At 62.3% G+C, this 24,833-nt stretch carries 24 protein-coding genes and 1 riboswitch; of the genes, 12 read left to right on the top strand and 12 right to left on the bottom strand.

Annotated features, from left to right (window positions below):
- Positions 1–138 precede the first annotated feature (138 nt).
- Entirely contained in the window at positions 139–1,617 is a 1,479-nt protein-coding gene (gene guaB, locus GKZ68_RS14180; RefSeq protein ID WP_173115900.1) for an IMP dehydrogenase, read from the bottom strand.
- Positions 1,618–1,783: 166 nt separating this feature from the next.
- Here guaB and GKZ68_RS14175 point away from each other — a divergent pair, with 166 nt between their 5' ends.
- Positions 1,784–1,942: a hypothetical protein gene (locus GKZ68_RS14175; protein ID WP_173115898.1), complete on the top strand. Its 159-nt coding sequence runs from the start codon at positions 1,784–1,786 to the stop codon at positions 1,940–1,942.
- Positions 1,943–2,297: 355 nt separating this feature from the next.
- Here the strand turns inward: GKZ68_RS14175 and GKZ68_RS14170 are convergent, their stop codons facing one another.
- The 5 genes from GKZ68_RS14170 to GKZ68_RS14150 form a co-directional block, all read right to left on the bottom strand.
- Entirely contained in the window at positions 2,298–3,143 is an 846-nt protein-coding gene (locus GKZ68_RS14170; protein WP_173115895.1) for an FRG domain-containing protein, read from the bottom strand.
- A gap of 105 nt (positions 3,144–3,248) precedes the next feature.
- A complete protein-coding gene (locus GKZ68_RS14165) occupies positions 3,249–4,082 on the bottom strand; it encodes an oxidoreductase (RefSeq protein WP_173115893.1) in 834 nt (277 codons plus the stop codon).
- A gap of 301 nt (positions 4,083–4,383) precedes the next feature.
- Positions 4,384–7,056 carry an ATP-dependent helicase HrpB gene (gene hrpB / locus GKZ68_RS14160; RefSeq protein WP_254244010.1) on the bottom strand — a complete coding sequence of 891 codons (2,673 nt, stop codon included), beginning with the start codon at positions 7,054–7,056 and terminating at the stop codon, positions 4,384–4,386.
- 9 nt (positions 7,057–7,065) lie between these two features.
- Positions 7,066–7,827: a YqjF family protein gene (locus GKZ68_RS14155; protein WP_173115891.1), complete on the bottom strand. Its 762-nt coding sequence runs from the start codon at positions 7,825–7,827 to the stop codon at positions 7,066–7,068.
- A gap of 67 nt (positions 7,828–7,894) precedes the next feature.
- The gene (locus GKZ68_RS14150; RefSeq protein ID WP_173115889.1) at positions 7,895–8,218 is read right to left on the bottom strand and encodes a rhodanese-like domain-containing protein; all 324 of its coding nucleotides are present in this window, start codon (positions 8,216–8,218) and stop codon (positions 7,895–7,897) included.
- A 53-nt stretch (positions 8,219–8,271) separates the two neighbouring features.
- Between GKZ68_RS14150 and pnuC the strand changes: the two genes are divergently transcribed.
- The 3 genes from pnuC to GKZ68_RS14135 are packed head-to-tail and all read left to right on the top strand — an operon-like array spanning position 8,272 to position 10,358.
- A complete protein-coding gene (pnuC, locus tag GKZ68_RS14145) occupies positions 8,272–8,901 on the top strand; it encodes a nicotinamide riboside transporter PnuC (RefSeq protein ID WP_173115887.1) in 630 nt (209 codons plus the stop codon).
- Between the two features lie 9 nt (positions 8,902–8,910).
- Positions 8,911–9,432: an AAA family ATPase gene (locus GKZ68_RS14140; protein ID WP_173115885.1), complete on the top strand. Its 522-nt coding sequence runs from the start codon at positions 8,911–8,913 to the stop codon at positions 9,430–9,432.
- Between the two features lie 38 nt (positions 9,433–9,470).
- Complete coding sequence (locus GKZ68_RS14135) at positions 9,471–10,358, top strand: aldose 1-epimerase family protein (protein WP_173115883.1); 888 nt, start codon at positions 9,471–9,473, stop codon at positions 10,356–10,358.
- Positions 10,359–10,364: 6 nt separating this feature from the next.
- Here the strand turns inward: GKZ68_RS14135 and GKZ68_RS14130 are convergent, their stop codons facing one another.
- Together GKZ68_RS14130 and GKZ68_RS14125 are read right to left on the bottom strand one after the other, a co-directional pair.
- Complete coding sequence (locus GKZ68_RS14130; protein WP_173115881.1) at positions 10,365–11,927, bottom strand: DUF4139 domain-containing protein; 1,563 nt, start codon at positions 11,925–11,927, stop codon at positions 10,365–10,367.
- A gap of 86 nt (positions 11,928–12,013) precedes the next feature.
- Positions 12,014–12,244 (bottom strand): hypothetical protein, encoded by a 231-nt coding sequence (locus GKZ68_RS14125; RefSeq protein WP_173115879.1) that lies wholly within the window; start codon positions 12,242–12,244, stop codon positions 12,014–12,016.
- A gap of 164 nt (positions 12,245–12,408) precedes the next feature.
- Positions 12,409–12,515: riboswitch (TPP riboswitch) on the top strand.
- A 57-nt stretch (positions 12,516–12,572) separates the two neighbouring features.
- On the opposite strand from GKZ68_RS14125, the gene GKZ68_RS14120 reads away from it, so the two are divergent.
- The 5 genes from GKZ68_RS14120 to GKZ68_RS14100 all read left to right on the top strand — a co-directional run bounded on the left by GKZ68_RS14120 (position 12,573) and on the right by GKZ68_RS14100 (position 18,846).
- On the top strand, positions 12,573–15,032 hold the full coding sequence (locus tag GKZ68_RS14120; protein ID WP_173115877.1) for a TonB-dependent receptor: 2,460 nt from the start codon (positions 12,573–12,575) through the stop codon (positions 15,030–15,032).
- Between the two features lie 133 nt (positions 15,033–15,165).
- Complete coding sequence (modA, locus tag GKZ68_RS14115; protein ID WP_173115875.1) at positions 15,166–15,933, top strand: molybdate ABC transporter substrate-binding protein; 768 nt, start codon at positions 15,166–15,168, stop codon at positions 15,931–15,933.
- Between the two features lie 97 nt (positions 15,934–16,030).
- Complete coding sequence (gene modB, locus GKZ68_RS14110; protein WP_173118439.1) at positions 16,031–16,684, top strand: molybdate ABC transporter permease subunit; 654 nt, start codon at positions 16,031–16,033, stop codon at positions 16,682–16,684.
- Positions 16,685–16,691: 7 nt separating this feature from the next.
- The gene (locus tag GKZ68_RS14105; RefSeq protein ID WP_173115873.1) at positions 16,692–17,513 is read left to right on the top strand and encodes an ATP-binding cassette domain-containing protein; all 822 of its coding nucleotides are present in this window, start codon (positions 16,692–16,694) and stop codon (positions 17,511–17,513) included.
- Between the two features lie 97 nt (positions 17,514–17,610).
- On the top strand, positions 17,611–18,846 hold the full coding sequence (locus tag GKZ68_RS14100; RefSeq protein WP_173115871.1) for an acyl-CoA dehydrogenase family protein: 1,236 nt from the start codon (positions 17,611–17,613) through the stop codon (positions 18,844–18,846).
- Positions 18,847–18,877: 31 nt separating this feature from the next.
- On the opposite strand, the gene GKZ68_RS14095 is transcribed toward GKZ68_RS14100, so the two are convergent.
- On the bottom strand, positions 18,878–19,243 hold the full coding sequence (locus GKZ68_RS14095; protein ID WP_173115869.1) for a hypothetical protein: 366 nt from the start codon (positions 19,241–19,243) through the stop codon (positions 18,878–18,880).
- 195 nt (positions 19,244–19,438) lie between these two features.
- Between GKZ68_RS14095 and GKZ68_RS14090 the strand changes: the two genes are divergently transcribed.
- From GKZ68_RS14090 to queG, 3 genes are all read left to right on the top strand, one after another.
- On the top strand, positions 19,439–19,777 hold the full coding sequence (locus GKZ68_RS14090) for an HIRAN domain-containing protein (protein ID WP_173115867.1): 339 nt from the start codon (positions 19,439–19,441) through the stop codon (positions 19,775–19,777).
- A gap of 106 nt (positions 19,778–19,883) precedes the next feature.
- The gene (ruvB, locus tag GKZ68_RS14085) at positions 19,884–20,936 is read left to right on the top strand and encodes a Holliday junction branch migration DNA helicase RuvB (protein WP_173115865.1); all 1,053 of its coding nucleotides are present in this window, start codon (positions 19,884–19,886) and stop codon (positions 20,934–20,936) included.
- A 135-nt stretch (positions 20,937–21,071) separates the two neighbouring features.
- Entirely contained in the window at positions 21,072–22,022 is a 951-nt protein-coding gene (queG, locus tag GKZ68_RS14080; RefSeq protein ID WP_173115863.1) for a tRNA epoxyqueuosine(34) reductase QueG, read from the top strand.
- On the opposite strand, the gene GKZ68_RS14075 is transcribed toward queG, so the two are convergent.
- The 3 genes from GKZ68_RS14075 to GKZ68_RS14065 form a co-directional block, all read right to left on the bottom strand.
- Positions 22,019–22,228, bottom strand: coding sequence for a hypothetical protein (locus GKZ68_RS14075; protein WP_173115861.1), 210 nt, complete (start codon positions 22,226–22,228; stop codon positions 22,019–22,021). The two genes, queG and GKZ68_RS14075, sit on opposite strands and share 4 nt — an antisense overlap.
- A gap of 218 nt (positions 22,229–22,446) precedes the next feature.
- Entirely contained in the window at positions 22,447–23,388 is a 942-nt protein-coding gene (locus GKZ68_RS14070) for a ferritin-like domain-containing protein (protein WP_173115859.1), read from the bottom strand.
- Between the two features lie 47 nt (positions 23,389–23,435).
- Positions 23,436–24,209 carry a ferritin-like domain-containing protein gene (locus tag GKZ68_RS14065; protein ID WP_173115857.1) on the bottom strand — a complete coding sequence of 258 codons (774 nt, stop codon included), beginning with the start codon at positions 24,207–24,209 and terminating at the stop codon, positions 23,436–23,438.
- Positions 24,210–24,833: the final 624 nt, after the last annotated feature.

Raw genomic sequence — 24,833 nt, 5'->3', positions numbered from 1 at the left:
AGAAAAGACAAAGCGCAAAACTACGACGGAGCCTGGCAGGTCCGGTTAGGTGCGTAAACTTTAGCCATAAATGCTTGAAATACAAGCAAAAATGCTGGCACTGCGCAGCACGGAGCGAACGCCCTGCGCAGTGGCCGGCTAGCGGCTCGAATAGTTGGGCGCCTCGCGGGTAATCTGCACGTCGTGGGGGTGGCTTTCGCGCAGGCCGGCCCCGGTGATGCGCACAAACTGCGCGGCTTGTAAGGCGGCCAGGTTGGCCGCGCCCACGTAGCCCATGCCGGCGCGCAGGCCACCCGCCATCTGGTACAGCACCTCGCCCACGCCGCCCTTGAAGGGCACGCGGCCCACAATGCCTTCGGGCACGAGTTTCTTCACGTCGTCCTCGGCATCCTGAAAATAGCGGTCCTTCGAGCCGTCTTCCATCGCCTCGACCGAGCCCATGCCACGATAGCTCTTGTACTTGCGGCCTTCGTAAATAATGAGCTCGCCGGGCGCCTCTTCGGTGCCGGCCAGCAGCGAGCCGACCATGACGGCAGCCGCCCCACCGGCTAGGGCCTTCACGATATCACCCGAAAACTTGATGCCGCCATCGGCCACGATAGTAGCGCCGGTGCCCTCGACGCCGCGCGCGGCCTCCAGCACCGCCGACAGCTGCGGCACCCCAATACCGGCAATAATGCGCGTGGTGCAGATGGAGCCGGGGCCCACGCCCACTTTCACTACGTCGGCGCCGGCCTCGGCCAGGGCGCGGGCGCCGGCGGCGGTAGCCACGTTGCCAGCCATCACGGCCACACTGGGGTGCTCCTTTTTGATGAGGCGCACGGCATCGAGCACGCCCCGGCTGTGGCCGTGGGCCGTGTCGATGCTGATGAGGTCGACGCCGGCCTCCACAAGGGCGGCCACGCGCTGGAGCAGGTCGGCCGTAACGCCTACGGCGGCGCCCACGCGCAGGCGGCCCTGGCTGTCTTTGCTGGCCTGGGGCGAGCGGCGGCGCTTGCGAATGTCCTTGTAGGTCATCAGGCCGGTGAGGCGGCCGTCGGCATCCACCAGGGGCAGCTTGTCCACCTTGCGGTCTTGCAGCATGTCTTCGGCGGCGCGCTGGTCGATGCCGGCGGGGGCCGTCACGAGGCGGTCGAGCGGCACCATTACCGTGGTAACGGGCGCGGTAAAGTCCTTCTCAAAGCGCAGGTCGCGGCTCGTGAGGATGCCCACCAGGCGGTGGTCGGCCTCTACTACCGGAATGCCACCAATGTTGTGCTTGCGCATCAAGTTGCGGGCATCGGCCAGGCTAGCGGTGGGGGGCAGCGTAAATGGGTCCTGAATAAGCGCCGACTCCGAGCGCTTCACGCGGCGCACCTGCTCGGCTTGCTTGTGGATGCTCATGTTTTTGTGCACAATGCCGAGGCCGCCGGCCTGGGCCAGCGCAATGGCCATGTCGGCTTCCGTCACGGTATCCATAGCGGCCGATAGCAAGGGCAGGTGCAGCCGGATGCTGGGGGTGAGCTGGGTGCCGGGGTCGCAGTCGCGGGGGAGCACCTCCGAGTAAGCGGGCAGCAGCAGGACGTCGTCGTAGGTCAGGGCCTCGAAGGCGATTTTGGGGGTGGCGTGGTCGGCCATAGCAACAGGGGGTTTAACAGAAAACCTTATTGCCAGACAAATATACGACGCGTTTGCCCAGCAACGCCCGTATTTCATCGACCAAGGTATCAACTAGGCCAGCCGCCACCTCGTTCATACGAGTAAGAAGCTAAGCCCTTCTGCTCACCCTACCGACTTATTACTCATGTTTAAGAAATTCCTTTTCCGTGCCCTGCCGGTGCTGCTGCTCAGCTCGCTTGCCCTTAGCTCCTGCGTAATTCATGAGTACGACCGGGGCCGGGGCTACCGCGGCCACGACCACGACCACGGTCGGGGGCACTACGGCTATGGTTATGGTCGTTAGCCCGGCTGTTTGCTAAAAGATTGATAACCAGTTAATGGCTCGCCCGCGTGGGGCGAGCCTTTCGTAAAAACAAAAAGACTCGCCCCACGCGGGACGAGCCTTTCCAACAGGTTCCTTTTCCACAAGAAAACCAACTCGGTGCGCCGGCCGGGCCGGGGCGATACTAGCGGCTAAAGCGCGGAACGGGGTTCCGCTGGCCAGGCCTGCTGTGCAACGGTAGGCAGCAAAAAGCGAGCCGTTGCGCAACATTTACAATACAAAATTAACATTGACAGCCTGCAAGTCCCTTATAAAAATCGCTCAGTGCGTGACAATTCTCGCTGAATAGCGGTATCAGCCTATTAAACAGCTAAAATCAGCCGAGCAATTCAGCGTTTTCGCCCGTGGCCGGGCGGCCTTGGGCGGCCGAGTAGTGGCGGTGCAGCCAGCGGCTGAGGCCGCCTAGCCCGGGCATTAGAACGCGCTCGGTGATGTTGGCCTGGTCCAGTTTATCGCGCACTTCCCACTTGAGGCTAGCGGGCAGGCGAATGCGAAAGTACAATTCGGGGTGTTGCATGAGCCAGGTGTGCAGCATGGCCTCGGGCGTGCTCATGAGCGAAAACAGCGCGTACTGATGCACGATGCGCGCATCGAGCGAGGGCGGCTCCAGAAACAGCACAAAGGGCTCGGCCTGCAAGCCGGACAGCGTGGGCAGGCTCGGCAGGGTGGGGGCTAGCAGCTCGGTGGTGAACACATTGGAGCCTTCGCCGGCCAGCGCGTCGCGCAGGATGGGCGGCAAATGCTCGGCGGCCTTCACGTAGTTCAGGGCCCAAATAATGCCGTCCTGGTGGTAGGCCGTCAGGTCGTCGGTGGCAAAATGCAGGGCCACGTAGGGCGAGTACGTCCAGTCGAGCAGGCGCGTGGGCAGGCCATGGTGCTGGGCCAGGGCCAGCCAGTCCCACACGGTGGCGCTGGGCGGGGTAGTGGTATCGCGGGCATACTTACGGAAGTTGCGCAGCAGGTGGTGCTCCAAGAGGTGATAATTGCCCCCTAGCCGCTGTAAGCTGGTACTGAGCGTATAGCCAAAGCTGCGCATGCCCCGGTACACAAACGGTGAGCGGTAGCGCCCCAGCCGGGCATCCCAGGTTTCGCGAAACAGCAGGTCTTGCAAGTGCTGCCAGCTCTGGGCTTCAAAATCATTGGCGGCAGGCTTGGTTGGCATGGGGTGAAGATAAGCGCGCGGGTGGCTAGGGTTCTGCACAAAATAAAGCCCGTCGTACTACGCGGGGCGCAACACGACGGGCTTTATCGACAAATGTATGCCGGGCTATTCCGGGAAATCAGCCCCGTTGCCGATGTGGGCGTACTGCTCGATTTCGGCCTTGATGGTCGTAAACTTATCGAGCGCGCCCTTCACGGCGGCCTTGCCCAGCGGCAGGTGCACGGGCGGGTTTTCCATGCGCACGAGGTCAAACATGGCCTGGGCGGCGCGCTCGGGGTCGCCGGGCTGGTTGCCGCTGGCTTTCTGAATGTTGGCCAGGTTCTGGCCCGCCGTGGGGCGGTAGTCGGCAATGGCCGGCTCGGTATACGTGGCCGAGCGCCCGGCCCAGTCGGTGCGGAAGCCGCTGGGCTCCACATTGGTAACGTGAATGCCGAGCGGCCCTACCTGCGCGGCTAGGCTCTCGCCGATGCCTTCGAGGGCGAATTTGGAGCCGTTGTAGATGCCCACCCCCGGAAAAGCCCGCAGCCCGCCAATGCTCGTGATGTTGAGAATGTGGCCGCTCTTGCGCTCGCGCAGGTGCGGCAGCACGGCGCGCAGCACCCGCAATGGCCCAAACACGTTGATGTCGAACTGCCGCTGCACCTCTTCGTCGGGCACCTCCTCGATGGGGCCTAGCGAGCCGTAGCCGGCGTTATTCACCACCACGTCGAGGTGGCCGAGCCGGGCAATGGCGTCGGCCACGGCTTGCTTAACGGCCGCCTCATCGGCCACGTCGGCTACCAGCCCAAGGCCGTTGGCGCCCGCTTTTTGGGTAAACTCGTCGGCTTGGTCTGGCTGGCGAAAAGTGGCGGCTACCTTGTCGCCTTTGGCGAGGGCCAGCTCGGCCAGGTGCTTGCCAAAGCCGGTGCTGACGCCGGTAATAAACCAGTGTTTGGTCATGGGTAAATCAGAAATTAGGAGGAAAACAATGGGCCTAAGACGCCCAAACGGGCCCAATTGTTTGCGGCCAAAAGCGAAAGCGAAAATGCTGCGATTCTGGCTAGCACCTCTCGTTTAGAATGGCTAGCCCGCGCTGCTTGGCAGTAAGCACCCTTATCCACGCAAAACCGGTGGATGCAGTCGCGCACTGCTATTTTTTCGTGTAAATACCGCTCAGCACTGCCGAAACGCTCTTTATGTTTGTACTAGCACAACTTTTTTTGTGCCTACGCATGAACTTCTTGTACTGACAAAGCAGATTCTAGGACGCACCAAGGCGCTTCTTGGTGAGTTTAGTCGGAATGTGCTTCATTGGTTCATCGGGCCACGGGTGCTTCGGATAGCGGCCTTTTAAGTCCTTCCGCACCTCAAAATAACCTTTCTCCCAGAAGCTGCGCAGGTCGCGCGTGACTTGCGCCGGCCGGCCGCCGGGCGACAGCAGGTGCAGCAGCAGCGGCACCCGGCCGTCGGCCACGGTCGGCGTCTGGGTGAGGCCAAATAATTCCTGCAGCTTCACCGCCAGCACCGGCGCGGCGGGGTCGCTGTAGTCGAGGGTGATGAGCGAGCCGCTGGGCACTTCGAGGGCGGCGGGGGCTAGCCGGTCGAGCTCCTGGCGCTGGGCCCAGCCGCCGGGCAGGCGGGCCAGCAGGGGCTCCGTCAGGTCGAGGCGCTGCACCTGGTCGAGGCTTTTGAGGCCGTTCAGGTGCGGGCCCAGCCACCCGGGCAAGTCGGCCAGCAGCGTGTCGTCATCGAAGGCTGGCCAGGTTTCGGCACCCGCTTCGTCCACGTGCTGCCGCACAAACTCCAGCCGCTGCTGCAGCTGGCGGGCGCCAGCCGTCCAATTAAGCTTGGCCAGCCCCGCCTCCTGCAAATAAGCTAGCAGGGCTTGGGCTACCAGCTCGGCATTGGGTTGGCCGATAGTTTTTTCTTCCAGCAGCAACGCCCCCAGGCGGCGTACGCGGCGGCCCACTACGCGCTGGGCAGCGGGGTCGAAGCGCACTTCCTCCACGGTGGTGATTTGCTCGCCGAAGGCCGCTTCCAGCTCCTCCCGGTCGAGGGGGGCGGCCAGAGTGGCGCGGGGCGCAGTGGCCGTGCCCGCCAAGTAAGCCACCGCAAAAAACTCGGCCCGTGGGTCCACATCCTCCGTGCGCAGGCTCACGCGCTGGCCCGTGATGAGGCGCAGGCGGTCGGGCGCTTCGCGCTGGGCTAGCCGGTCGGGGTAGGCCAGCGCCGTAAGCAGGCCGATGGGCGCATTGGCCAGCGCGTAGCCCTGGCCGGTGGACGCGGCGGCTTTGGGCAGGCGGCTTTGCAGGTGGCGGGCCACGTCGCGCACGCGTTGGCGCGTGGCCTGATGCAGGGCTAGCCCGGCCAGCGGCGGCCGGCCACTAGCCAGGGCTTCGAGGCGCAGGCGCAGGTCGGGGGGCAGGGGGCGCGGGTCATTGGGCGTGGCCCAGCGCAGCAAGTCGCGCTCGGCCAGTAGGGCGGCCAGGGCGGCGGCGGCTGGGCCGTGGCCCAGCTCGGTGCCGCGCACCACGAGGTGGCCCAGGCGCGGCGGCAGGCCCAGCTTGGCCAGTTGGCGGCCGTGGGGCGTGGGGATTAATTTGGAAGCAGAAAGCAGGAGTGAGGAATTCTCCAGCGGCGATTCCTCATTCTTGTTTTCTGCTTCCAAATTAAAGCCGCCCGCCACCGCGCCCAGCCGCACCAGCAGCTCGCGCGCCTGGGCCACGGCGGCGGCGGGCGGCGCATCGAGCCAGCGCAGGCTAGCCGGGTCGTGAGCGCCCCAGAGAGCCAGCTCCAGCACAAGGCCGCTGAGGTCGGCGGTGTGAATTTCGGGCGGGCGGTGGGCGGGCAGCAGGTGGTGCTCGGCTTCGGTCCAGAGGCGGTAGCAGGTGCCGGGCGCGAGGCGGCCGGCGCGGCCCCGGCGCTGGTCGGCGGCGGCGCGGGCCACGGGCACGGTTTCGAGGGTGGTGAAGCCGGTGCGCGGCACAAAGCGCGGCACCCGCGCAAAGCCGCCGTCAACCACCACCCGCACGCCCTCGATGGTGAGGCTGGTTTCGGCAATGCTGGTGGCCAGAATCACCTTGCGCCGGCCGGCCGGGGCGGGGCGCAGGGCGTCGTCCTGGGCGTCGAGCGGCAGCTCGCCGTGCAGCAGGTGCAGGTCGGTGTCGGTGGGTAGGCTGTCGCCAAGCTTTCTGGCCACGCGCTGCAAGTCGGCCACGCCGGGCAGAAACACGAGCACGTCGCCTGTGTGCCTAGCCAGGGCTTCGCGCACCTGGCCGGGCACCAGCTCGGCCAGCCGCTCACTGGGCTTGTTGGGCAGGCTAGCCGCCCGGCGCGGGTCGAGGTAGTGCGTTTCGATGGGAAATAAAAAGCCGGCGCTGCTCACCACCGGCGCGGGCAGCCACTGCCCCAGCCGGTGGGCCTCCAGGGTGGCCGACATCAGCACAATGCGCAGCTCGGGCCGCAGCACGGCCTGGGCGTCGAGGGCCAGGGCTAGCCCCAGGTCGGCGTTGAGGCTGCGCTCGTGAAATTCGTCGAAGATGAGGCAAGCCACGTCTTCCAGCGCCGGGTCGTCTTGCAGCATCCGGGTCAGGATGCCTTCGGTAATAACCTCGATGCGCGTGCTGGCCGATACGTTGCTGTCGAGGCGCACGCGGTAGCCCACGGTGCGGCCCACGGGCTCGCCCAGCAGCTGGGCCAAGCGAGCGGCGGCGGCGCGGGCGGCCAGCTGGCGCGGTTCGAGCACCAGAATTTTCTGGCTAGCCGGGCGCCACGCGGCGCCTAGCAGCACCAGCGGCACGACGGTAGTTTTGCCGGCGCCGGGCGGCGCTTCGAGCACGGCGCGCGCATTGGCTGAAAGCGCCGCCAGCAGCTCGGGCAGGGCGGCTACAACGGGTAAATCGGGCAGGGACGGAAGGCGGAAGGCGGCGGACACCCGCCAAAATTACACCCGCTCTAGGCGCCACAGGTCCACACTTACCGGCCCGCCGGCGTGCAGCACGGGCTCGCCCACGGGCGTGGGCAGGCCGTGGCCTTCTACCAAATCGGAGTTATAACTCAATAGCTCGGCGGCGCGCAAGGGCCAGGCATGGTGCGCAATGCGGCCCCGATACAGCTTGTCGCCGCGCCCCGGCCCCATGCCCCCGGCCGCATACAGGCAGTAGCGCTCGGTGAGGAAAAACGCCAGGGAGTCGGGCTCGCTGGGCGGCAGCGTTTCGCCCAGCTGCCAGGTGGCGGCAAAGTGGCCCTCGGGCGCGCCGTTGTGCACGCGGTGGCCGATGTAGTGCAGGCGCGCGGGCGCGGGGCGTTCCAGCTTGAGGTGGGCCCGAAAATAAGGTAGGTGAAAGAACGTGCGCGCGGCCCACACTGCCAGCGGATTGCTGGCATCGAGCGAAAAAAACCACACGCCGGGCACGCCGTCGAGGTGCACGTAGGTACGCACATTCAGCTCCAAAAACTCGCGGGCGCCGGGCACGGGCGGCGTCACGCGGCTGCGCACATCCCACATCCGAAATGGCACTACCCCTAGCCAGGCCACGTCTTCGTGCGTATCGACTTGCAGGCGCGCCGGCAGCTGCGCCTGAATAAGCTCGGCTGGCACCGGCCAGTGCATAAACAGCAGGTCGCCCCACTCCTGATGCATCAGGGGCCGGCCGGCGGGGCGCTCGCGCAGGGCCAGGCGGCTGGCTAGGGTAGGGGATGGCATGGGAAAAGGAATAGAAAAACTGACAGGCGCTGCCCTGGCAAGCGCGCAAGAGCAACCAGAATTACACTCAGTACACGGGCACGCTAGGGTCCACTTGCAGGCTCCACGCGTCAATGCCGCCTCTCAAGTTAAGCAAATTTTCGCGCCCTAACCTGTGCTGCAAGTAGCCCAGCGCCTGCGCCGAGCGCACGCCGTGGTGGCAGATGAGCACTACCGGCCCCTCAGTACGGATTTCGGCGGCGCGGCGCGGAATTTCGCCCAGCGGAATGAGCACGCTGCCCGCGATGCGGCAGTAGTCAAACTCCATTTCCTCGCGCACGTCGATGAGCTGAATGTCTTCGCCGGCGGCGAGGCGGGCGTGCAGGGCGGCGGGGGTGAGGTCGGGCAGCATGACGCAAAAGTACCCTGGCGGGCTACCTTGCGCGGCTTTTCGGCCTTTGTTCTATGTTGCTTTTTTCCCTCGCTAGCCTGCCCGCCGACACCTGGGCCGCCGTGCGCGCCACCACGGCCCTCGAATGGGCGGCCGTGCTCACGGGCTTTGCCTGCGTGTGGCTGGCGGCCCGCGAGTCGCTGCTCAATTTTCCGGTGGCCATCTTCAGCTGCCTGCTCTACGTGGTCATTTATTACCGGCAGGGGCTGTATTCGGACAGCGGCTTGCAGGGAATTTTTATCGCCTTGAGCGCCTACGGCTGGTACGAGTGGCGCCACGGCGGCCGGGGCGATGCCGAGCTGCCCGTCACGCACGTCACGCCCGCCGAGTGGGGGCTGGCTGTTGCTTTTATCCTGGCCTACACGCTGGGCTCGGGCTACTACCTGGCCCACCACACCGATTCCTCGTTTCCGCACTGGGACAGCTTTACCACCGGCACGAGCATCGCCGCGCAGTTTTTGCTCATGCGCAAGCGCCTCGAAAACTGGTGGCTCTGGATTGTAGTCGATGCCATCTACGTGCCCATCTTGTGGGCTAAGCAGTTGTATCCTACCAGCTTGCTTTATTTTTTGTACCTGGGGCTAGCGGCCTACGGCTACTGGGAATGGCGGCGTGATATGCGGCGCCAGCCGGTAACGGCCTAAGGGATGGCTGTGCGCCGCATCTCCCTCACCGGCCCCGAATCGGCGGGCAAGAGCACGCTGGCCGCGCAGCTGGCGGCGCACTACGGCACCACCTTCGTGCCCGAATACGCCCGGCAGTACCTCGAAGCAAACGGCGCTAGCTACACCCTGGCCGACCTCGAAGCCATTGCCCGCGGCCAGCTCGCCGCCGAAGACGCGGCGGCTGGCCAGGCGGCCGGCCTGCTCTTTTGCGATACCGATTTGCTGGTCATTAAAATCTGGGCCGAAAATGCGTTTGGCACCTGTCCGGCCTGGGTGCTGGCCGAGCTGGCCAAGCCGCGCTACGCCCTCACCCTGCTGCTGGCCCCCGACCTGCCCTGGACGCCCGACCCGCTGCGCGAGCACCCCAACCCGGCGCAACGCTGGCATTTTTACAACTTGTACCGGCAGGAATTGCGGCAGCGCGGCTGGCCATTTGCCGAAATCGGTGGCCCGCCCGCCCAGCGGCTGGCGCAGGCCCTGGCAGCCACAGATGCGCGGCTAGCCGTTTAAGAACCGCTCAATGCTCACTACTCATCGCTCCCCGAAAAATGCCTACGCTCACCTCCGCCACCGCCCGCGTCGAAATTGCCGCCCACGGCGCCGAGCTCACGAGCTTCGTTGACCTAGCCAGCGGCCGCGAATACCTCTGGCCGGCCGACCCCGCGCAGTGGGCCCGCCACGCGCCGCTGCTGTTTCCGCTAGTGGGCAAGCTGCCCGACGATACGTACCTGCACGATGGCCGCGCCTACAAGCTGCCGCAGCACGGCTTCGCCCGCGACCAGGAGTTTCAGCTCATCGCGGAGGATGCCGCCAGCCTCACCTTCCAGCTGATGGCTAGCCCCGCCAGCCGGGCTATTTTTCCATTTGAGTTTGAGTTGCGGGTGCGCTACGAGCTGCGGGGCAGCGTGCTCACCGTGGGCTGGCACGTGCGCAACCCCGCCGCCGCGGGCCACGAGTTGCTGTTCAGCATCGGGGCGCACCCGGCGTTCAATTGCCCCCTGCGCCCGGAGGCGGGCGAGCAGTTCTCGGATTATGCTTTTCACTTCGACCACCCCGTAACCCTGGCGCGCCAACTCTTGCGCGGTGGCCTGCGCAGCGGCGAAACCGCCCCCGTGCTCACCAATGCGGCTACGCTGCCGCTCAGCTACGAGCTATTCAAGGACGATGCGCTCGTGTTCGAGCACTTCGACTTTACCCGCATTACCCTGCAAAAAACCGACCGCACCGGTCCTTTCGTGCGCATGCAGTTCAACGGCTTTCCCTACCTCGGGCTCTGGACCAAAAGCCCCGGCGCGGCCTTCGTGTGCATCGAGCCCTGGCAAGGCGTGGCTAGCCCCGTGGGCGCGCCGCAGGAGCTGCGCGATAAGGAAGGCATTCTGACCCTGGCGCCGAGCCAAATGTTTGACGCCAGCTATACCATCGAGATAGGCGCGTAGCCGGGGCTAGCGAAACTTCGGGTTGGAAATGCGCACGCGGTGGTTGATGATTTCTACCGCTTTATCCTTGGGATAATCGACCTGGAAGCTGAAGCGCAGCCGCTGGCTGGTGCCGGCGGGCAGCGTGAGCAGCCAGGTGAGCTTGCCGGTGCGCTCGTCTTGTTGGGCACCGCTGGCTTCGAGCACCTTCACGCTGATTTCCTTTTCTTCGGAGATGGGCACCTCGTCGAGCAGGCGCAGGCGCACGGTTTCGGCGTGGCGATTCAGCACGTTTAGCTCGTAGGTGAGGCGCACGCGGCGCTTGTCGCTGAGCGGCACGTTGCCGCTGAAGTCTTCGAGCTTGGCCCGGCCCACCACCAGCTGCGGGTCGTGGCCCAGCGCTACTTCGAGCGAGTCGTTGAAGGCGCGGTCTTCGAGGTCGGTGGTGCCCACGTACACGCCGTCGTGGTACACGTGGGCCTCATCGGGCAGTTGCAGGCCCTCCCAGCCGCTCACTTTGGTTTGCAGCACCACCTGCTCCGACACGCGGGGTACGGCCAGGTACTCGGGGTGGGCAGGCAGCGGCACGGCGGGCAACGTCAATTCGCGGCGGCGGCCGGGGGCTAGCGTCACGGGCTCGGGCACCTCGTAGCGCGAGCCCTGCGTGACGGCGGCGGGGCGGCCCTTGGCGGTGCCTTTCACCACAAATTCGTCGACCCGGCCCTCGCCGTTCTGACGGCCGCTGCCATAGTTTAGCTCCCAAGGCACCAGCTGCGGGCGCGATACATCGCCTACTTCGTAGCGCATCAGCACCACGGCTACCTGCTGCCAGGCCAGGCCCGTGCGGTTGGTAAGCTGCCCGTGCGTCACAAACCGCACCTCGCGGCCGCTGGCATTGGCCCGGATATCGAGCGAAGGCCGCCACGCACTACGGTTGTTCAGAAAATAGCGTAGCGTCAGCGGCATGGTGCCGGCACGGGCGGCCCGCACCACCAGCACCTGCCGGTCGCCGGCGCCGGTTTCGGAAGCCCGCGGCTGCAACAGTCCAATCTGGCTTCTGAGCGTGGTCAGGCGGCTTTCCAGGCGGTTGGTTTCCTGCTGAATGGCGGGCAGGCGGGTGCGCATCAGGGTGGCGCCCTTCTGCACCTCGGCGCTCCAGTTGGCCTGCGTGCCCGAGGGCAGCGTTTGGTTGGCCAGCAAAAAGGCTTTTTCCTGCTTCAGCCCTTCCAGCTCGCCTTCGGTAGCGCGCCGCTCCGTTTCGGCCTTGGCCAGGCTATCAACGGCGGTAGGGTTGAGGGGCGCGGCGGGGGCTAGCTGTTCGTCGTTGTCTTCTATCGAGAGCAACTCGGCGCCTTCGCCCAGCTGTACTTCCATGCCATCGGCATCGACGCGAGGCGATAAGCCACTCACCAGCAACCGGTTGAGGCCAGCGGCCAGCGTTACGGTGCCCCGGTGCTCTAGCGCCGTGCCGTTGAGGTAAACGATGACGTGCGTAAGGGGCGGCTTCACGGCCACGCGCGGCGTGGGTTGTGCAAAGACCGAAGCAATCGGCAGTAGTAGAACTACTAAAAGAGGGTAACGGAGGAGCATAGGCCTTGGCCGGCCACTAAGCGCCAGCGCGGCAAAGCTACTCGGCCAGGCCGGTCAGCAGCGGGGCTAGCTGCCCCTAAGCGTACTCACACTTCCACCGGCCGCCGGCGGTTGTAGTCGGGTTCCCAGTCATTGATGGGGCGCGAGATACCGGGCGGCAGGTCGATGTCGGGCAGGCCGGGGTCGTGGGGCTCGCCGCCGCCATCGTCGCCGCCCGAGGAAGGCGGGGGAGGGGGCGGCACGTGCCGGCGCTTCGGCATCACCAGAAAGAAGGTGAATACGGCCAGCAAAAACAGGGCGCAAAGAAGCTGGTGCATAACGAAAGGCCGATAGCGACTACACGAAAAAAGGTCCGAAGGCTGCCTACCCCCAACGCAAAGCGCCGGGCTGGCGTTGCGGGCTGCTGTGTTCTGCTAAGATAGCTGATAGCCAGCCAACCACACAAGTGCCCCCGGCCGCGCCGGGCCAGGGCGTATCTTTGCGGCCTGTTTAGGGGTGCTGGCCGGGAAAACCCGGGCTGGCTGAGATGACACCCATCGAACCTGAACCGGGTAATGCCGGCGCAGGGAACAAACAATCCGCGAACGATTTTGCCCGCCCGCCGACCCCTGGCGGGCGGGCGCGTGCTGCTTTTTTGTCGTTATTATGTTGAAAACTGTACTCCTCGCGGGCACGGCGCTGCTGGCGCTGGTGGCTGCCCCGGCGCGGGCGCAAGGCTCCGTGGCTGGCCAGCTCACCGATGCCGCTACCGGTGCCGCGCTGCCCGGTGCCACTGTGGTGCTCACCGACCGGCCCACCATCGGCACCGTCACTGATGCCAATGGGCGCTTTGTGCTGCCCGCCGTGCCGGCCGGCGCGCACACGCTGCAAGTGCGCTTTGTGGGCTTCGAATCTATTAGCCAGCTTTTGCAAGGCCAGCCCGAGGCCCAGCAACTGGCTCCGCTAGCCTTACGCACGGCCCGCAACCTCACGCCCGAGGCCGTAGTCACGGCTACCCGCGCCAATGAGCGCACCGCCACCACTTACCAAAACGTGAGCCGCGAGCAACTGCAAGCCCGCAACTTCGGCCAGGACTTGCCTTACCTGCTCGACCAGACCCCGAGCGTAGTCACGACTTCGGACGCGGGTACGGGGGTAGGCTACACGGCCCTGCGCATCCGGGGCACCGATGGCACCCGCATCAACGTGACGCTCAACGGCGTGCCGGTGAACGAGGCCGAAAGCCACGGCGTGTTCTTCGTCGATTTGCCCGACCTAGCCAGCTCCATTCAAAGCATTCAGGTGCAGCGCGGCGCCGGGCCCAGCACCAACGGCGCGGGTGCCTTCGGGGCTAGCTTGAACGTGGAAACGCTTGGCCTGCGGCCCAAGCCGTATGCCGAAATTAACAACTCGGCCGGCTCGTTTGGCACCTGGAAAACGACCGTGGCCGCCGGTACGGGCCTACTCAACAACTACTTCACGCTCGATGCCCGCGCCTCGCGGGTGCAGAGCGAGGGCTACATCGACCGGGGCTGGTCGCGGCTCAAGTCGCTGTATTTGGCGGGCACTTATTCGGATGAAAAGACGCTGCTGCGTGCGCTCGTCATCACGGGCTACGAAACCACTTACCAGGCGTGGTATGGGCTAGCGGATTCTTTATTAACCAAAAACCGCCGCTACAACGAGGCCGGTACCGACTACGGCCAGCACCTGCCGGCCTATAAAAATCAGACTGACAACTACCAGCAGGATTATTACCAATTCCTGATTTCGCGCCAGCTAGCCCCCAGCTTAAACTTGAGCGTGACGCCCTTCTGGACGCGTGGCGGCGGCTACTACGAGGAGTACAAGGCCAACCAGAATTTTGCAATGTATGGCATCAGTGGGCCGGTGTACCAGCCGCGCGCGGGCGGCGGCTTCGACACGCTCACGACCACCGACGTTATCCGGCGCCGCTGGCTCAAAACCGACCTCTACGGCGCCACCTACGCTTTGCAATTGCGACCCACGGCCGGGGGCTTCCTCACCGAAGCTACCCTGGGCGGGGCCGTGGTGGGCTACCGCGGCCAGCACTACGATGAGCTGACCTGGGCGCAGCGCGGCACCAATATTCCGGAAACCGGCACGCCCTACTACTCCGAGCCCAATGCCCATAAGCTCGACGTGAATACCTACCTGCGCGCCACCGTGGCGCTGAGCGAAAAGCTGGCCGCCTTCGGCGACGTGCAGTTTCGGCACGTGGCCTACGAGCTGTTTGCGCCCGACGGCAGCCCTGGCGGCGGCAAAAGTCAGCAGACTATCAACTTCAATTTCCTAAACCCCAAGGGTGGCCTCACCTACCAGGTGAAAGATGGGCTAGCGGCCTACGCCTCCTACGCGCTGGCCCAGCGCGAGCCCACCCGCACCGACTACACTGATACACCCGCCGCCCGCCGCCCCACGGCCGAAAAGCTGCACAATGTGGAAGTGGGCCTGCGCCGCACCACGGGCCCGTTTCAGTGGTCGGCCAACTACTACCTGATGCTGTACCGCGACCAGCTGGTGCTTTCGGGCCACCTCGACGACGTGGGCAACCCCATCCACACCAATGTGCGCGATTCCTACCGCACCGGCATCGAGCTGCAGGCCACCACGGTGCTCTGGAATAAGCTGACTATCAGCCCTACGGCCACCATCAGCCGCAATAAAATCAACAACTACACCGACTATCTCGCCGACTACGACAACGGCGGCGAGCGCGGCACCGAGTTCAAGCAAACTGATATTTCCTTCTCCCCCGCCCTCACCTTCGCCTATACTGTAGAATACGAGCTGCTGCCCGGTCTGCGGCTAGCCACGCTGGCCCGCTACGCCAGTCGCCAGTACCTCGACAACACGGCCACCGCCAGCCGCAGCATCCCGGCCTATTACGTGCAGGATGTGCGCGCCCGCTACCTCTGGCACCCCGCAAAGCTGGGCTTCCGCGAAATCGAGCTGGCCGCCGTGCTCAACAACGTGCTGGGCGCCACCTACGTGAACAACGGCTACACCTACGGCTACCTCAGCGGCGGGCGGGCGCAGTATTTCAGCTACTACTACCCGCAGGCCCGCCAGCATTTCCTGGCTTCAGTGAATTTGCGCTGGTAGAGGCGGCCTTGCCAACTCTGTAAAAGCCCGGTCGTAATTCGGCCGGGCTTTTCCGTGGGCAAAACCTTGCGCTAGGCAGGGCTGTATCTTTGGGTATATAACGGTGGCGTTTGCCTGCCGCTAGCCCTGTTACATGCTCCGTTTCCTTTTTGCGCTTTTGCTGCTGAGCAGCTGCCTGCCTGCGCGGGCGGGCGGGCTAGCCCCGGCCGGGCCCGCCCCCATCACCATCGCCGCGGCGGCCGACCTCAAGTACGTGCTCGATTCGCTGGTCACGATTTTCAACCGCCAGCACCCGCAAGGCAAAGTGACGGTGGTGTATGGCTCATCGGGCAAGTTCTACGAGCAGCTTAGCCACGATGCGCCGTTCGATATATTTTTCTCGGCCGACAGCGACTATCCGCAGCGCTTGCAGCAGATGGGCCGCACGGCCGGCGCGCCCGTGCCCTACGCCCTGGGCCGCCTCGTACTGTGGAGCAAGAAGCTGAACCCCAGCGCGAAAGGGTTGAATACGCTGCTCGACCCGCAGGTGAAGCGCGTGGCCATTGCCAACCCCGCCCACGCCCCCTACGGCCGCAAAGCCGAAGAAGTATTGCGCCACTACAAGCTCTACGACCAAGTAAAACCCAAGCTGGTGCTAGGCGAAAACATCGGCCAAACGGCCCAGTACGCTGTCACCGGCGCCGCCGACGTGGGCCTGCTTGCCTACTCGCTGGCCCTGAGCCCCGAGCTGCGCCGGGCCGGGCAATTTTATCTTATTCCGACCACCGCGCACACGCCCTTGCAGCAAAGCTACGTGGTGCTGAAACGCGCCAGCGGCAACGCTACGGCTAGCACTTTTGCCACGTTTATGGCTAGCCCGGTGGCTCGGCAGGCGCTGAAAAAATACGGGTTTGGGCTGTAAAACCGGCCATCAAAAAACGCCTGTCATGCTGAGCTTTGCTTACGAAGCATGACAGGTAAACCTTACTTATACGAATGCCCCCGACTACTGGCAAACCCTGCGCCTCACGCTAGCCCTGGCTGCCTGCACTACGGCGCTGCTGCTGCTGCTGGGCCTACCGCTGGCCTACGCCCTGGCTAGCTGGCGCGGCCGCCTCAAGCCGCTGGCCGAGGCGGTGGTGAGTCTGCCGCTGGTGCTGCCGCCCACCGTTATCGGGTTTTACCTGCTGGTGGCCTTCAGCGACAGCAGCGCGCTCGGCCGGTTTTTGATTGAGAAGCTGGGCGTGAGTTTAAATTTCACCTTTCCCGGTATTTTGCTAGGGTCGCTGGTGTATAGCCTGCCGTTTATGGTGCAGCCCTTGCAGGCGGGATTTGGGCAGGTGCCGCGCTCGCTGCGCGAGGCCGCCTACACGCTGGGCAAGTCGCGCCTCACCACCCTGTGGCGGGTGCTGCTGCCCAATATACGGCCGGCTCTATTGAATGGAATGGTGCTCACCTTTGCCCACACGCTGGGCGAATTCGGAGTGGTGCTGATGATAGGCGGCAGCCTGCCGGGCCGCACCCGCGTGGCCTCCATCGCCATCTACGACGAGGTGCAGAGCCTGCACTACGCCCAGGCCAATGCCTACGCCTTCACGCTGCTGGGCGTGGCATTCGTCATTCTGGTGGCGCTGTATTGGTTTACCAGGCGCAACGCGGCCCGCCTATCGTAAGAAGAACGTGCTAGATTTTCACCTTCGCAAAGCCCTGCTCACCGCCGCCGGCCCGCGCATCCTCGATGTGCGCCTGACTCTGGCGCCCGGCGAGCTGCTGGCCATCAGCGGCCCTAGCGGCGCGGGCAAAACCACGCTGCTGCGCCTGCTGGCCGGCCTCGACCGGCCCGACGGTGGCTTTATTCAGGCTGCCGGCCACACCTGGTATAGCCAGGAGCGCCGCCAGTGGCTACCGCCGCAGTGTCGCCCGCTGGGCTTTGTGTTTCAGGACTACGCGCTGTTTCCCAATATGACGGTGCGCGAAAACCTAGCCTTCGCCGCCGAGGGCCAGGCTGATAAGAAGCAGCTAGTCAACGAGCTTCTGGTAGCGCTGGAGCTGGCCGAGTTGGCCGAGCGCCGCCCGGCCGTGCTCTCGGGCGGGCAGCAGCAGCGCGTGGCCCTGGCCCGCGCGCTGGCCCGCCGCCCGCGCCTGCTTTTGCTCGACGAGCCGCTGGCTGCCCTCGACCTGCCCACGCGCCTGCGCTTGCAGCAAGTATTGGCTGAGGTGCACCGGCGGTTTGAGCTGACAACCATCCTAATCAGCCACGACCCGGCCGAGATAACCCGGCTAGCCAGCCGCGTGGTGGAGCTGGAACTAGGCCAGGTGCGCCGCCTGGGGCCGCCCGTGGCCCCGGCCGCGCCGGCTAGGGTGGTGGGCCGCGTGCTGGCGATGCTACCTGGCGGGCGGCTGCGCGTGCAGTTGCCGGGTGGCACGGAAGTAGAAGTGAACGGTACGGCTGGGGTAGGAGAGGAAATCGTGCTTACGGTCGATGTTGCGCCGACTTTGTAGGCCGCGCCTTGCACTACTCGCCGCCAGCTGGGGTTTATGAGCCAAACGCGGACTGCAAGTCCGCGCTACATTTGCCCAAACCTCATCCCGCCCCGCCATGTCTTCCATTGCCGACGTGCTCTCGCCCGAATCCAAAGCCCACACTGCTCAAAAAGGCAGCACCAATGCCAACGGCTTTACCGATTATTTTGACCTCGACGGCCTGCTCACCGAAGAAAATATCCTCGTGCGCCAGAGTATCCGCGATTTCGTCAAGAAGGAGATTTCGCCCAATATTGAGCAGTGGGCGCAGCAGGCGCATTTCCCATCGGAAATCGTGCGCAAGTTTGGCGACGTAGGTGCGTTTGGCCCCACCATTCCGCAGGAGTACGGCGGCGGCGGGCTCGACTACATCAGCTACGGCCTCATCATGCAGGAGATTGAGCGCGGCGATTCGGGCATGCGCTCGACGGCCTCGGTGCAGGGCTCGCTGGTGATGTTCCCCATCTACCAGTACGGCTCGGAGGCGCAGCGCCGCAAGTTCTTGCCCAAGCTGGCCAGCGGCGAGTGGCTAGGGTGCTTCGGCCTCACCGAGCCCGACCATGGCTCGAACCCCGGCGGCATGACCACTAATATCAAGGACGCCGGCGACCACTACATTTTGAACGGCGCCAAGCTCTGGATAAGCAACTCGCCGGAGTGTCAAGTGGCCGTAGTATGGGCCAAAAACGAGCAGGGCCGTATCAAGGGCGTCATCGTGGAGCGCGGCATGGAAGGCTTCACCACGCCCGAAATCCACAACAAATGGAGTCTGCGCGCCAGCATCACCGGCGAGCTGGTGTTTGATAACGTCAGGATTCCCAAGGAGAACATCCTGCCCAATGTGGAAGGCCTGAAGGGCCCACTGAGCTGTCTCGACTCGGCCCGCTTCGGCATTGCCTGGGGGGCCATCGGCGCGGCCATCGACTGCTACGAGTCGGCCCTGAAATACTCGCTCCAGCGCGAGCAGTTTGGCAAGCCCATCGCCAGCTTCCAGCTCCAGCAGAAGAAACTGGCCGAGATGATTACCGAAATCACTAAGGCCCAACTACTAGCCTGGCGCCTGGGCGTGCTCAAAAACGAAGGCCGCGCCACCAGCGCCCAAATATCGATGGCTAAGCGCAACTCAGTCGAGATGGCCCTGCACGTAGCCCGCGAGGCCCGCCAGATTCACGGCGGCATGGGCATCACGGGTGAGTACCCCATCATGCGCCACATGATGAACCTCGAATCGGTGGTCACCTACGAGGGCACGCACGACATTCACCTGCTCATTACCGGAGCCGATATTACGGGTATTCAAGCGTTTAAGTAAAGAATAAATTGCGGCCTGGCTAGGCCGCAATTTATTCTTTTTCCAGCAGATAAACAGTTTCGGTGATGGCGCCATTGCCCAATACAACCGGCGTGCTGGTCTTGAGGCGCCAGCCGGAAGCGCGCAGGTCATTAAGCGTCTTAAGCTCAGCGGTACTTAGCTGGTCGAGCGAACCGGATATTTTGTTAACAGTCCCTGTCTTGGTGTCCAGTTCCTGGGTTTGCGCCTGTCCGTCGGGCGAAATGGTGATAACTGTCCCTTTAGAGCTGAAGCCAGCGCCGCTGAAGCGACCGATAACCATCATGTAGCCACTGGCGTGCGGTGCTTTGGGGTAGAAAGCCCGTGCGCCGCCAGCCGTAAGAGCCGTCAGCAGGCTGAGGAGAAGGAGTTTTTTCATGTATGAATGAGGAAGGATAAGCTTAGGCAAGTTAAGCAGTCGCTTTGGTTTGCCGACCACCTCAACCAATGCAACGCGGAAGGCGGTAATTTGAACACCTAGCTAGTAAAGACCAAGCTCGTCGGGCTCAGCGGAGCAGGCTCTTTTACGGTACTGTTCTCGGTGGTTTGGCGGGATAGGGCGTAATTTGCCTGCATGAAGCCCGCTACGCCCCTCGTTTTGCTGGAATGCCTGGTTGCCGGCACTTCCCACCGCCCCGAACTACCCAAGCAGGAAAAGTCGCTCAAAGTCGGCCAGGCGCTGCGCCTGGAGCGCGAAGCCGACAGCAAGTACGACGACTGGGCCGTGAAAGTCCACTCGGGCCCCGCCGATGACACAGCCAGCATCTGGCTGGGCTACTTGCCTGAAACCCGCAATGAAACCGTGGCCCGCCTGCTCGATGCTGGCTACCCGCTCACCGCCCGGCTAGCCCACAAAGCCTGGGAAGACGACTGGCTGCACCTTGAAATTGAAGTGCTGCTGCCGCGCGAATAAAGTTAGGTTTGCGGTCGGCCAAGGGAGTTTTTTGCTAACTAATTTGGTTAGCTGATTACCCGTTTCCGACGGCCAGTTGACCACGAGCAATTAACAATTAGCAACCATGCGTGAAGCCTATCTAACCGGCGGCAATGAACATTTCGATGCCACCGAAAAAGACATCGACAAAGCCCTGCGCCCGCTGAGCTTCAGCGACTTCACGGGCCAGGATAAAATTCTCGAAAACCTCAAGGTGTTCGTAGCTGCCGCCAAGCAGCGCGGCGATGCCCTCGACCACGTGCTGTTGCACGGCCCTCCCGGCCTGGGCAAAACCACGCTCTCGCACATTATTGCTAATGAGCTGGGCGCGGGCATCAAGATGACTAGTGGACCGGTGCTCGATAAGCCCAGCGACCTCGCCGGCCTGCTCACTAACCTTGAGCCGCACGACGTACTTTTCATCGACGAGATTCACCGCCTCAATCCCGTGGTGGAAGAATACCTTTACTCGGCGATGGAGGACTACCGCATCGACATTATGCTCGATTCGGGCCCCAACGCCCGCTCGGTGCAGATTTCGCTCTCGCCCTTCACGCTCATTGGTGCCACCACGCGTTCGGGCATGCTCACAGCGCCGCTGCGGGCGCGCTTTGGCATCTCGGCCAGGCTGGAGTATTACGACTCTAAGCTGCTGACTACTATTGTGCAGCGCTCGGCCGATATCCTGCACACGCCCATTCACGAGGATGCGGCCTACGAGATTGCCCGCCGCTCGCGCGGCACACCCCGCATCGCCAACAACCTGCTGCGCCGCACCCGCGACTTTGCCCAAATCAAGGGCGACGGCACCATCACAGTGGAGATTGCGCAGTTTGCCCTGAATGCCCTCGACGTAGATGCCCGCGGCCTCGATGATATGGACAAGCGCATCCTCACCACCATCATCGACAAGTTTAAGGGCGGCCCGGTGGGTATCAGTACCATTGCCACGGCCTGCGGCGAGGAGGGCGAAACCATTGAGGAAGTGTATGAGCCTTTCCTCATTCAGGAAGGCTACATTAAGCGCACCGCTAGGGGCCGCGAAGCTACGGAGGCTGCCTATCAGCACTTGGGGCGTATGCTGCCCCAGCATCTGCGCGGCAACTCGGGAGACTTATTTGCCGAGATTACGGCGTGAGGTGCAGCACGGACTTTTAGCCTGCACACTGCTTAATCTACACGCGGACTAAAAGTCCGCGTTACACTCACACGGAACGCGCCGCCCCCAGCGGCGCTTTCTTTGTTTCTTTGGGATTCAATTGCCCGCTAGCCCATGTTACTGCACGCCGAATGGACCCCTTACGTTAAGCGCCGCGCCGCTGAATTGGGGTTTATGGCCTGCGGAATTTCGAAAGCCGAGTTTCTGGAAGAGGAAGCCCCGCGCCTCGAGAACTGGCTTAAGAAAGGGATGCACGGCCAGATGGCCTGGATGGAAAACCACTTCGACAAGCGCCTCGACCCGCGCCTGCTCGTGGATGGGGCCAAGTCGGTTATTTCGCTGCTGCTCAACTACTACCCGCCGGCCGAAGCGCAGCAGCCCGATGATACGCTTCAAATCAGCAAGTACGCCTACGGGCGCGACTACCACTTCGTCATTAAGGACAAGCTCAAAACCCTGCTGGCCGATATGCAGGCCAACATCGGTGAGGTGGGCGGGCGCTGCTTTGTCGATTCGGCGCCGGTGCTCGATAAGGCTTGGGCCAAGAAGGGTGGGCTAGGGTGGGTTGGCAAAAACAGCAACCTCATTACCCCCAGTGCGGGCTCATTCTACTTCATCGCCGAGCTGATTGTGGACGTGGAGCTGGATTACGACGGCGCCATCCGCGACTATTGCGGCACTTGTACCAAGTGCCTCGACGCCTGCCCCACGCAGGCCATCACCGAGCCCTACGTGGTCGATGGCAGCAAGTGCATCAGCTACTTTACCATCGAGCTGAAAGACCAGCTAATTCCGCAGAGCGTAGCTGGGCAGTTCGGTAACTGGGTATTTGGCTGCGACATCTGCCAGGATGTGTGCCCCTGGAATCGCTTTTCCAAGTCGACGCAGGAAGTGCAGTTTCAGCCTCATCCGGAATTGAAAAATCTGTCGGTCAGCGACTGGCAGGAAATTACCCACGAGGTTTTTCAGGCCTTGTTTAAACAGTCATCCCTCAAGCGCTCGGGCTACGAAGGGTTGAAGCGTAATATTAGGTTTGTAACCGGGCAAAACCAGCTAGGCAGTTAAGCAGCCAGGCGCGGCAGGGGGCTGTGCTGAATAAACACACGCTTCAATACCCGGCGGTAGAGGCGCGCAAATTGCTGGTAGCACCACGTTTTGAAGCCCAGCAAGTCGGCAGGCTGAATATGGTGCAGCGCCTTGCGCAACTCCTTCTCAAAGAGTTTTTTACTGAAGCTTACCTTCAGCAAAATCATTTTGATGTACTCTAACATAGCGGGTGGGAGGAATAGAATAGTAAACCAGCAGATTGGAAGCCTTATACGCAAAGCCAGGAAGTGCGGCTGCTCTGCGCAAGCAAGCAAACATTAAGTGGCAGGTTGCCAATCATTAAAAATTACTTTTTCATATTTTCCCCAAAATAAAGAGGGCGGCTCCGTGCGGAGCCGCCCTCTTTGCGGGTCGTGCAACAGCAGTACACGGCTTGGTATACCTAGCCGAAGTAGTTGCCGCTTACCGAGAACATGTTGGCAATTTTAGCTACCGTGCCTACATCTAAGCCTTCGTCGAAAGCCTCGGAGAAAGCCGAAGTTGGGAAGGAAGCAGCGGCCGTGATAGTCGAGCCCGACAGGGCTACGTTACCTTGGGTGATGTTAGCCTCCGAGTCGAACGTGATACCAGTCGGGGCATTCGTGTTGTTGCCGGCACCGTAGATAGCATCAGTAGCACCGGGAACGGCACCACCACCATCGGTACCCGAAATCCAGCTCTTAGGAGCAGCCGAATAAGGTGCTACAGCAATACCCTGTGAGGGAGCCGGCGTGCCAGAAGTAGCGAGCGAGCGGCGAATGGCGCGCAACTGCGAAGAGTGGCGAGCCTCTACCGAGTGAATGTTGAGCGCCGCCGTCAGCACCGTTTTATTAGACATTACAAGCGGTGCAGCACCTTTGTAGGCACGCACGCCGGTATCCTCAAACGACTGAGCCAATGCCAGGTACTGAGCTGCTACCGTAGGATTAAAGGCGCCTTTGGCGGTATAGTCAAAAGTAGCAGCTGTGGGGGCAGCAATAGCGTTGGAGCCAAGTACGCTTCGTAGAAAAGTAACGTGGTTAGCTTCGTCGGTAGCAATAAGGGCCAGCGAAGCAGTTACGTTGGTATTAAAGCCACCTACTACGGCCATGCGAGCTTGGTAGAAATAAGATTCGAGATACTCTAGCTTCAGGGCAAAGTTGAGCACATCGTTCACGCTAGCGCCGACCGGAGTTTGCGCATATGCTTTATTGAAGATAGCACCTACTGCTAGCGGCAGTGCGGCAGCCGTCAGCTTCTGGCCCAGTCCGCTCATATGCTTGAACACTGAGCGACGCGAATCGAGGCGGTCATATACCTCGGGGTCAACTTTCTCAATTTCGGAAATAATTTGAAAAAAATTCATGACAGGTGTCGAAGATTAAATTGGGAGATTAGCCAGTACGGGGTGGCTTATTTGATGCCGGAAACGTCCAGTTTCGAGCCGTCGGCCAGGAAGGTGTTAGCAGTAGCTACCACTTCGCTCGGCGACATAGAGCGTTCTAGGCTCGAGCCCGACGGCGAATTATTAGTTGCTACGCTGCTGTTGCTGGCACTTGAGATAGTAAGGATGTCGTTACCAACGAATGTGTTTTCCGAAACCAAGTCGCGGATAATAGCAGCGTGACGCGCCTCTACCGACACAATTTTACCGGCGATGTAGAGGTAGGTAGCCGAAGTAATGTACTGGCCAGCCCCGTTGTAGGCAGCAACCCCCAGGTCTTCGAACGCTTTAGCAGTGCCGAGCACCGAGGTGCGCGACGAAAAGTCGATGCTGCTGAAGTTAGGCGTCAGGGCCATAATTGGCGTAGCGCCGGCAGCCGTAATGGCCGCTTTAAAGAAGTCGCGGTGAATAACCTCGTGGTAGTACAGGTCGTCCAGAATCGCTTTTTCGGCAGCGGTAATAGTGCTGCCAGTGTAATAGCCACCGGTGCGTAGCTGCGTGTAAAATGCAGCCTCAAGCTGCTCCAGCGCATACGCATAGTTGAGTACCCCCACGTCGCCGCTACCCACGTTCACCATCCCAGGTGCCGAGTCGCTCTTGCTGCAACCAGCTAGTACCAAGGCAGTAGCACCGGCAGTAGCGCCAGCATACATGAAAAACGAGCGACGTTTGATGGGCGTATAAAGCGGCTGGTCTACTCGCGACTCTTGCTGGAGCAAATCAGAATTGTGGTTGGTTGACATAAAAGGGAGAAGGAAAAAATGTAATTGCTGGGGTTGGGGAGCTATACGGCGAAGGCTTGCATTCAGGTTGCTTAACTAGCGTTATTTTACCCAAATCTGTAAGAACAGGCTAGCCAACACGGTAAGCACCCCAGCTTTAAATGAGACCTGTGTGGCTAGCCTCACTGCATCAGCGCCACGCCCCATGTACGGCTGACAACGCTTTTTTGGATTTGGGCTTAAGTGCAATAATATAAAAAAATAGCAGCTACTTCTTGATTTTCTGATAGTTGTTCCAGGTAATTCCTTCCTCATAAGTAGTCTGGCCAGAGCCCATTGAGTGGTTGCAACAGGCGGCGGCGGTGCAAGCGCAAGCAGGCGGGCCAGGCAACTTACCGGCTCTCTGGGGTGGACATAAAAAAAGCCGGCCCATAGAGCCGGCTTTTTGTCAACATGGATAACTAGCTAAATAGATTAACAGACGCTGGCGCTATATCTCGAAAAAGTAATAAATAGCAACTGGCTAGCATTAAATGGATAATTATAGGGTAGTGTTGGCCGCTGTGGAGCGCCCTGGCTTTCGCAGCAGAAAAAACACCCTTCAGTTACGAACTTTGTTTATAAGCCGGATTTCGGCAGTAGATA

Origin of the sequence: Hymenobacter sp. BRD128 (assembly GCF_013256625.1) — a bacterium.
Taxonomy (GTDB): Bacteria; Bacteroidota; Bacteroidia; order Cytophagales; family Hymenobacteraceae; genus Hymenobacter.
Note: the sequence above shows the minus strand (reverse complement) of the source record. Positions and strands in the feature narration are given on the sequence as shown.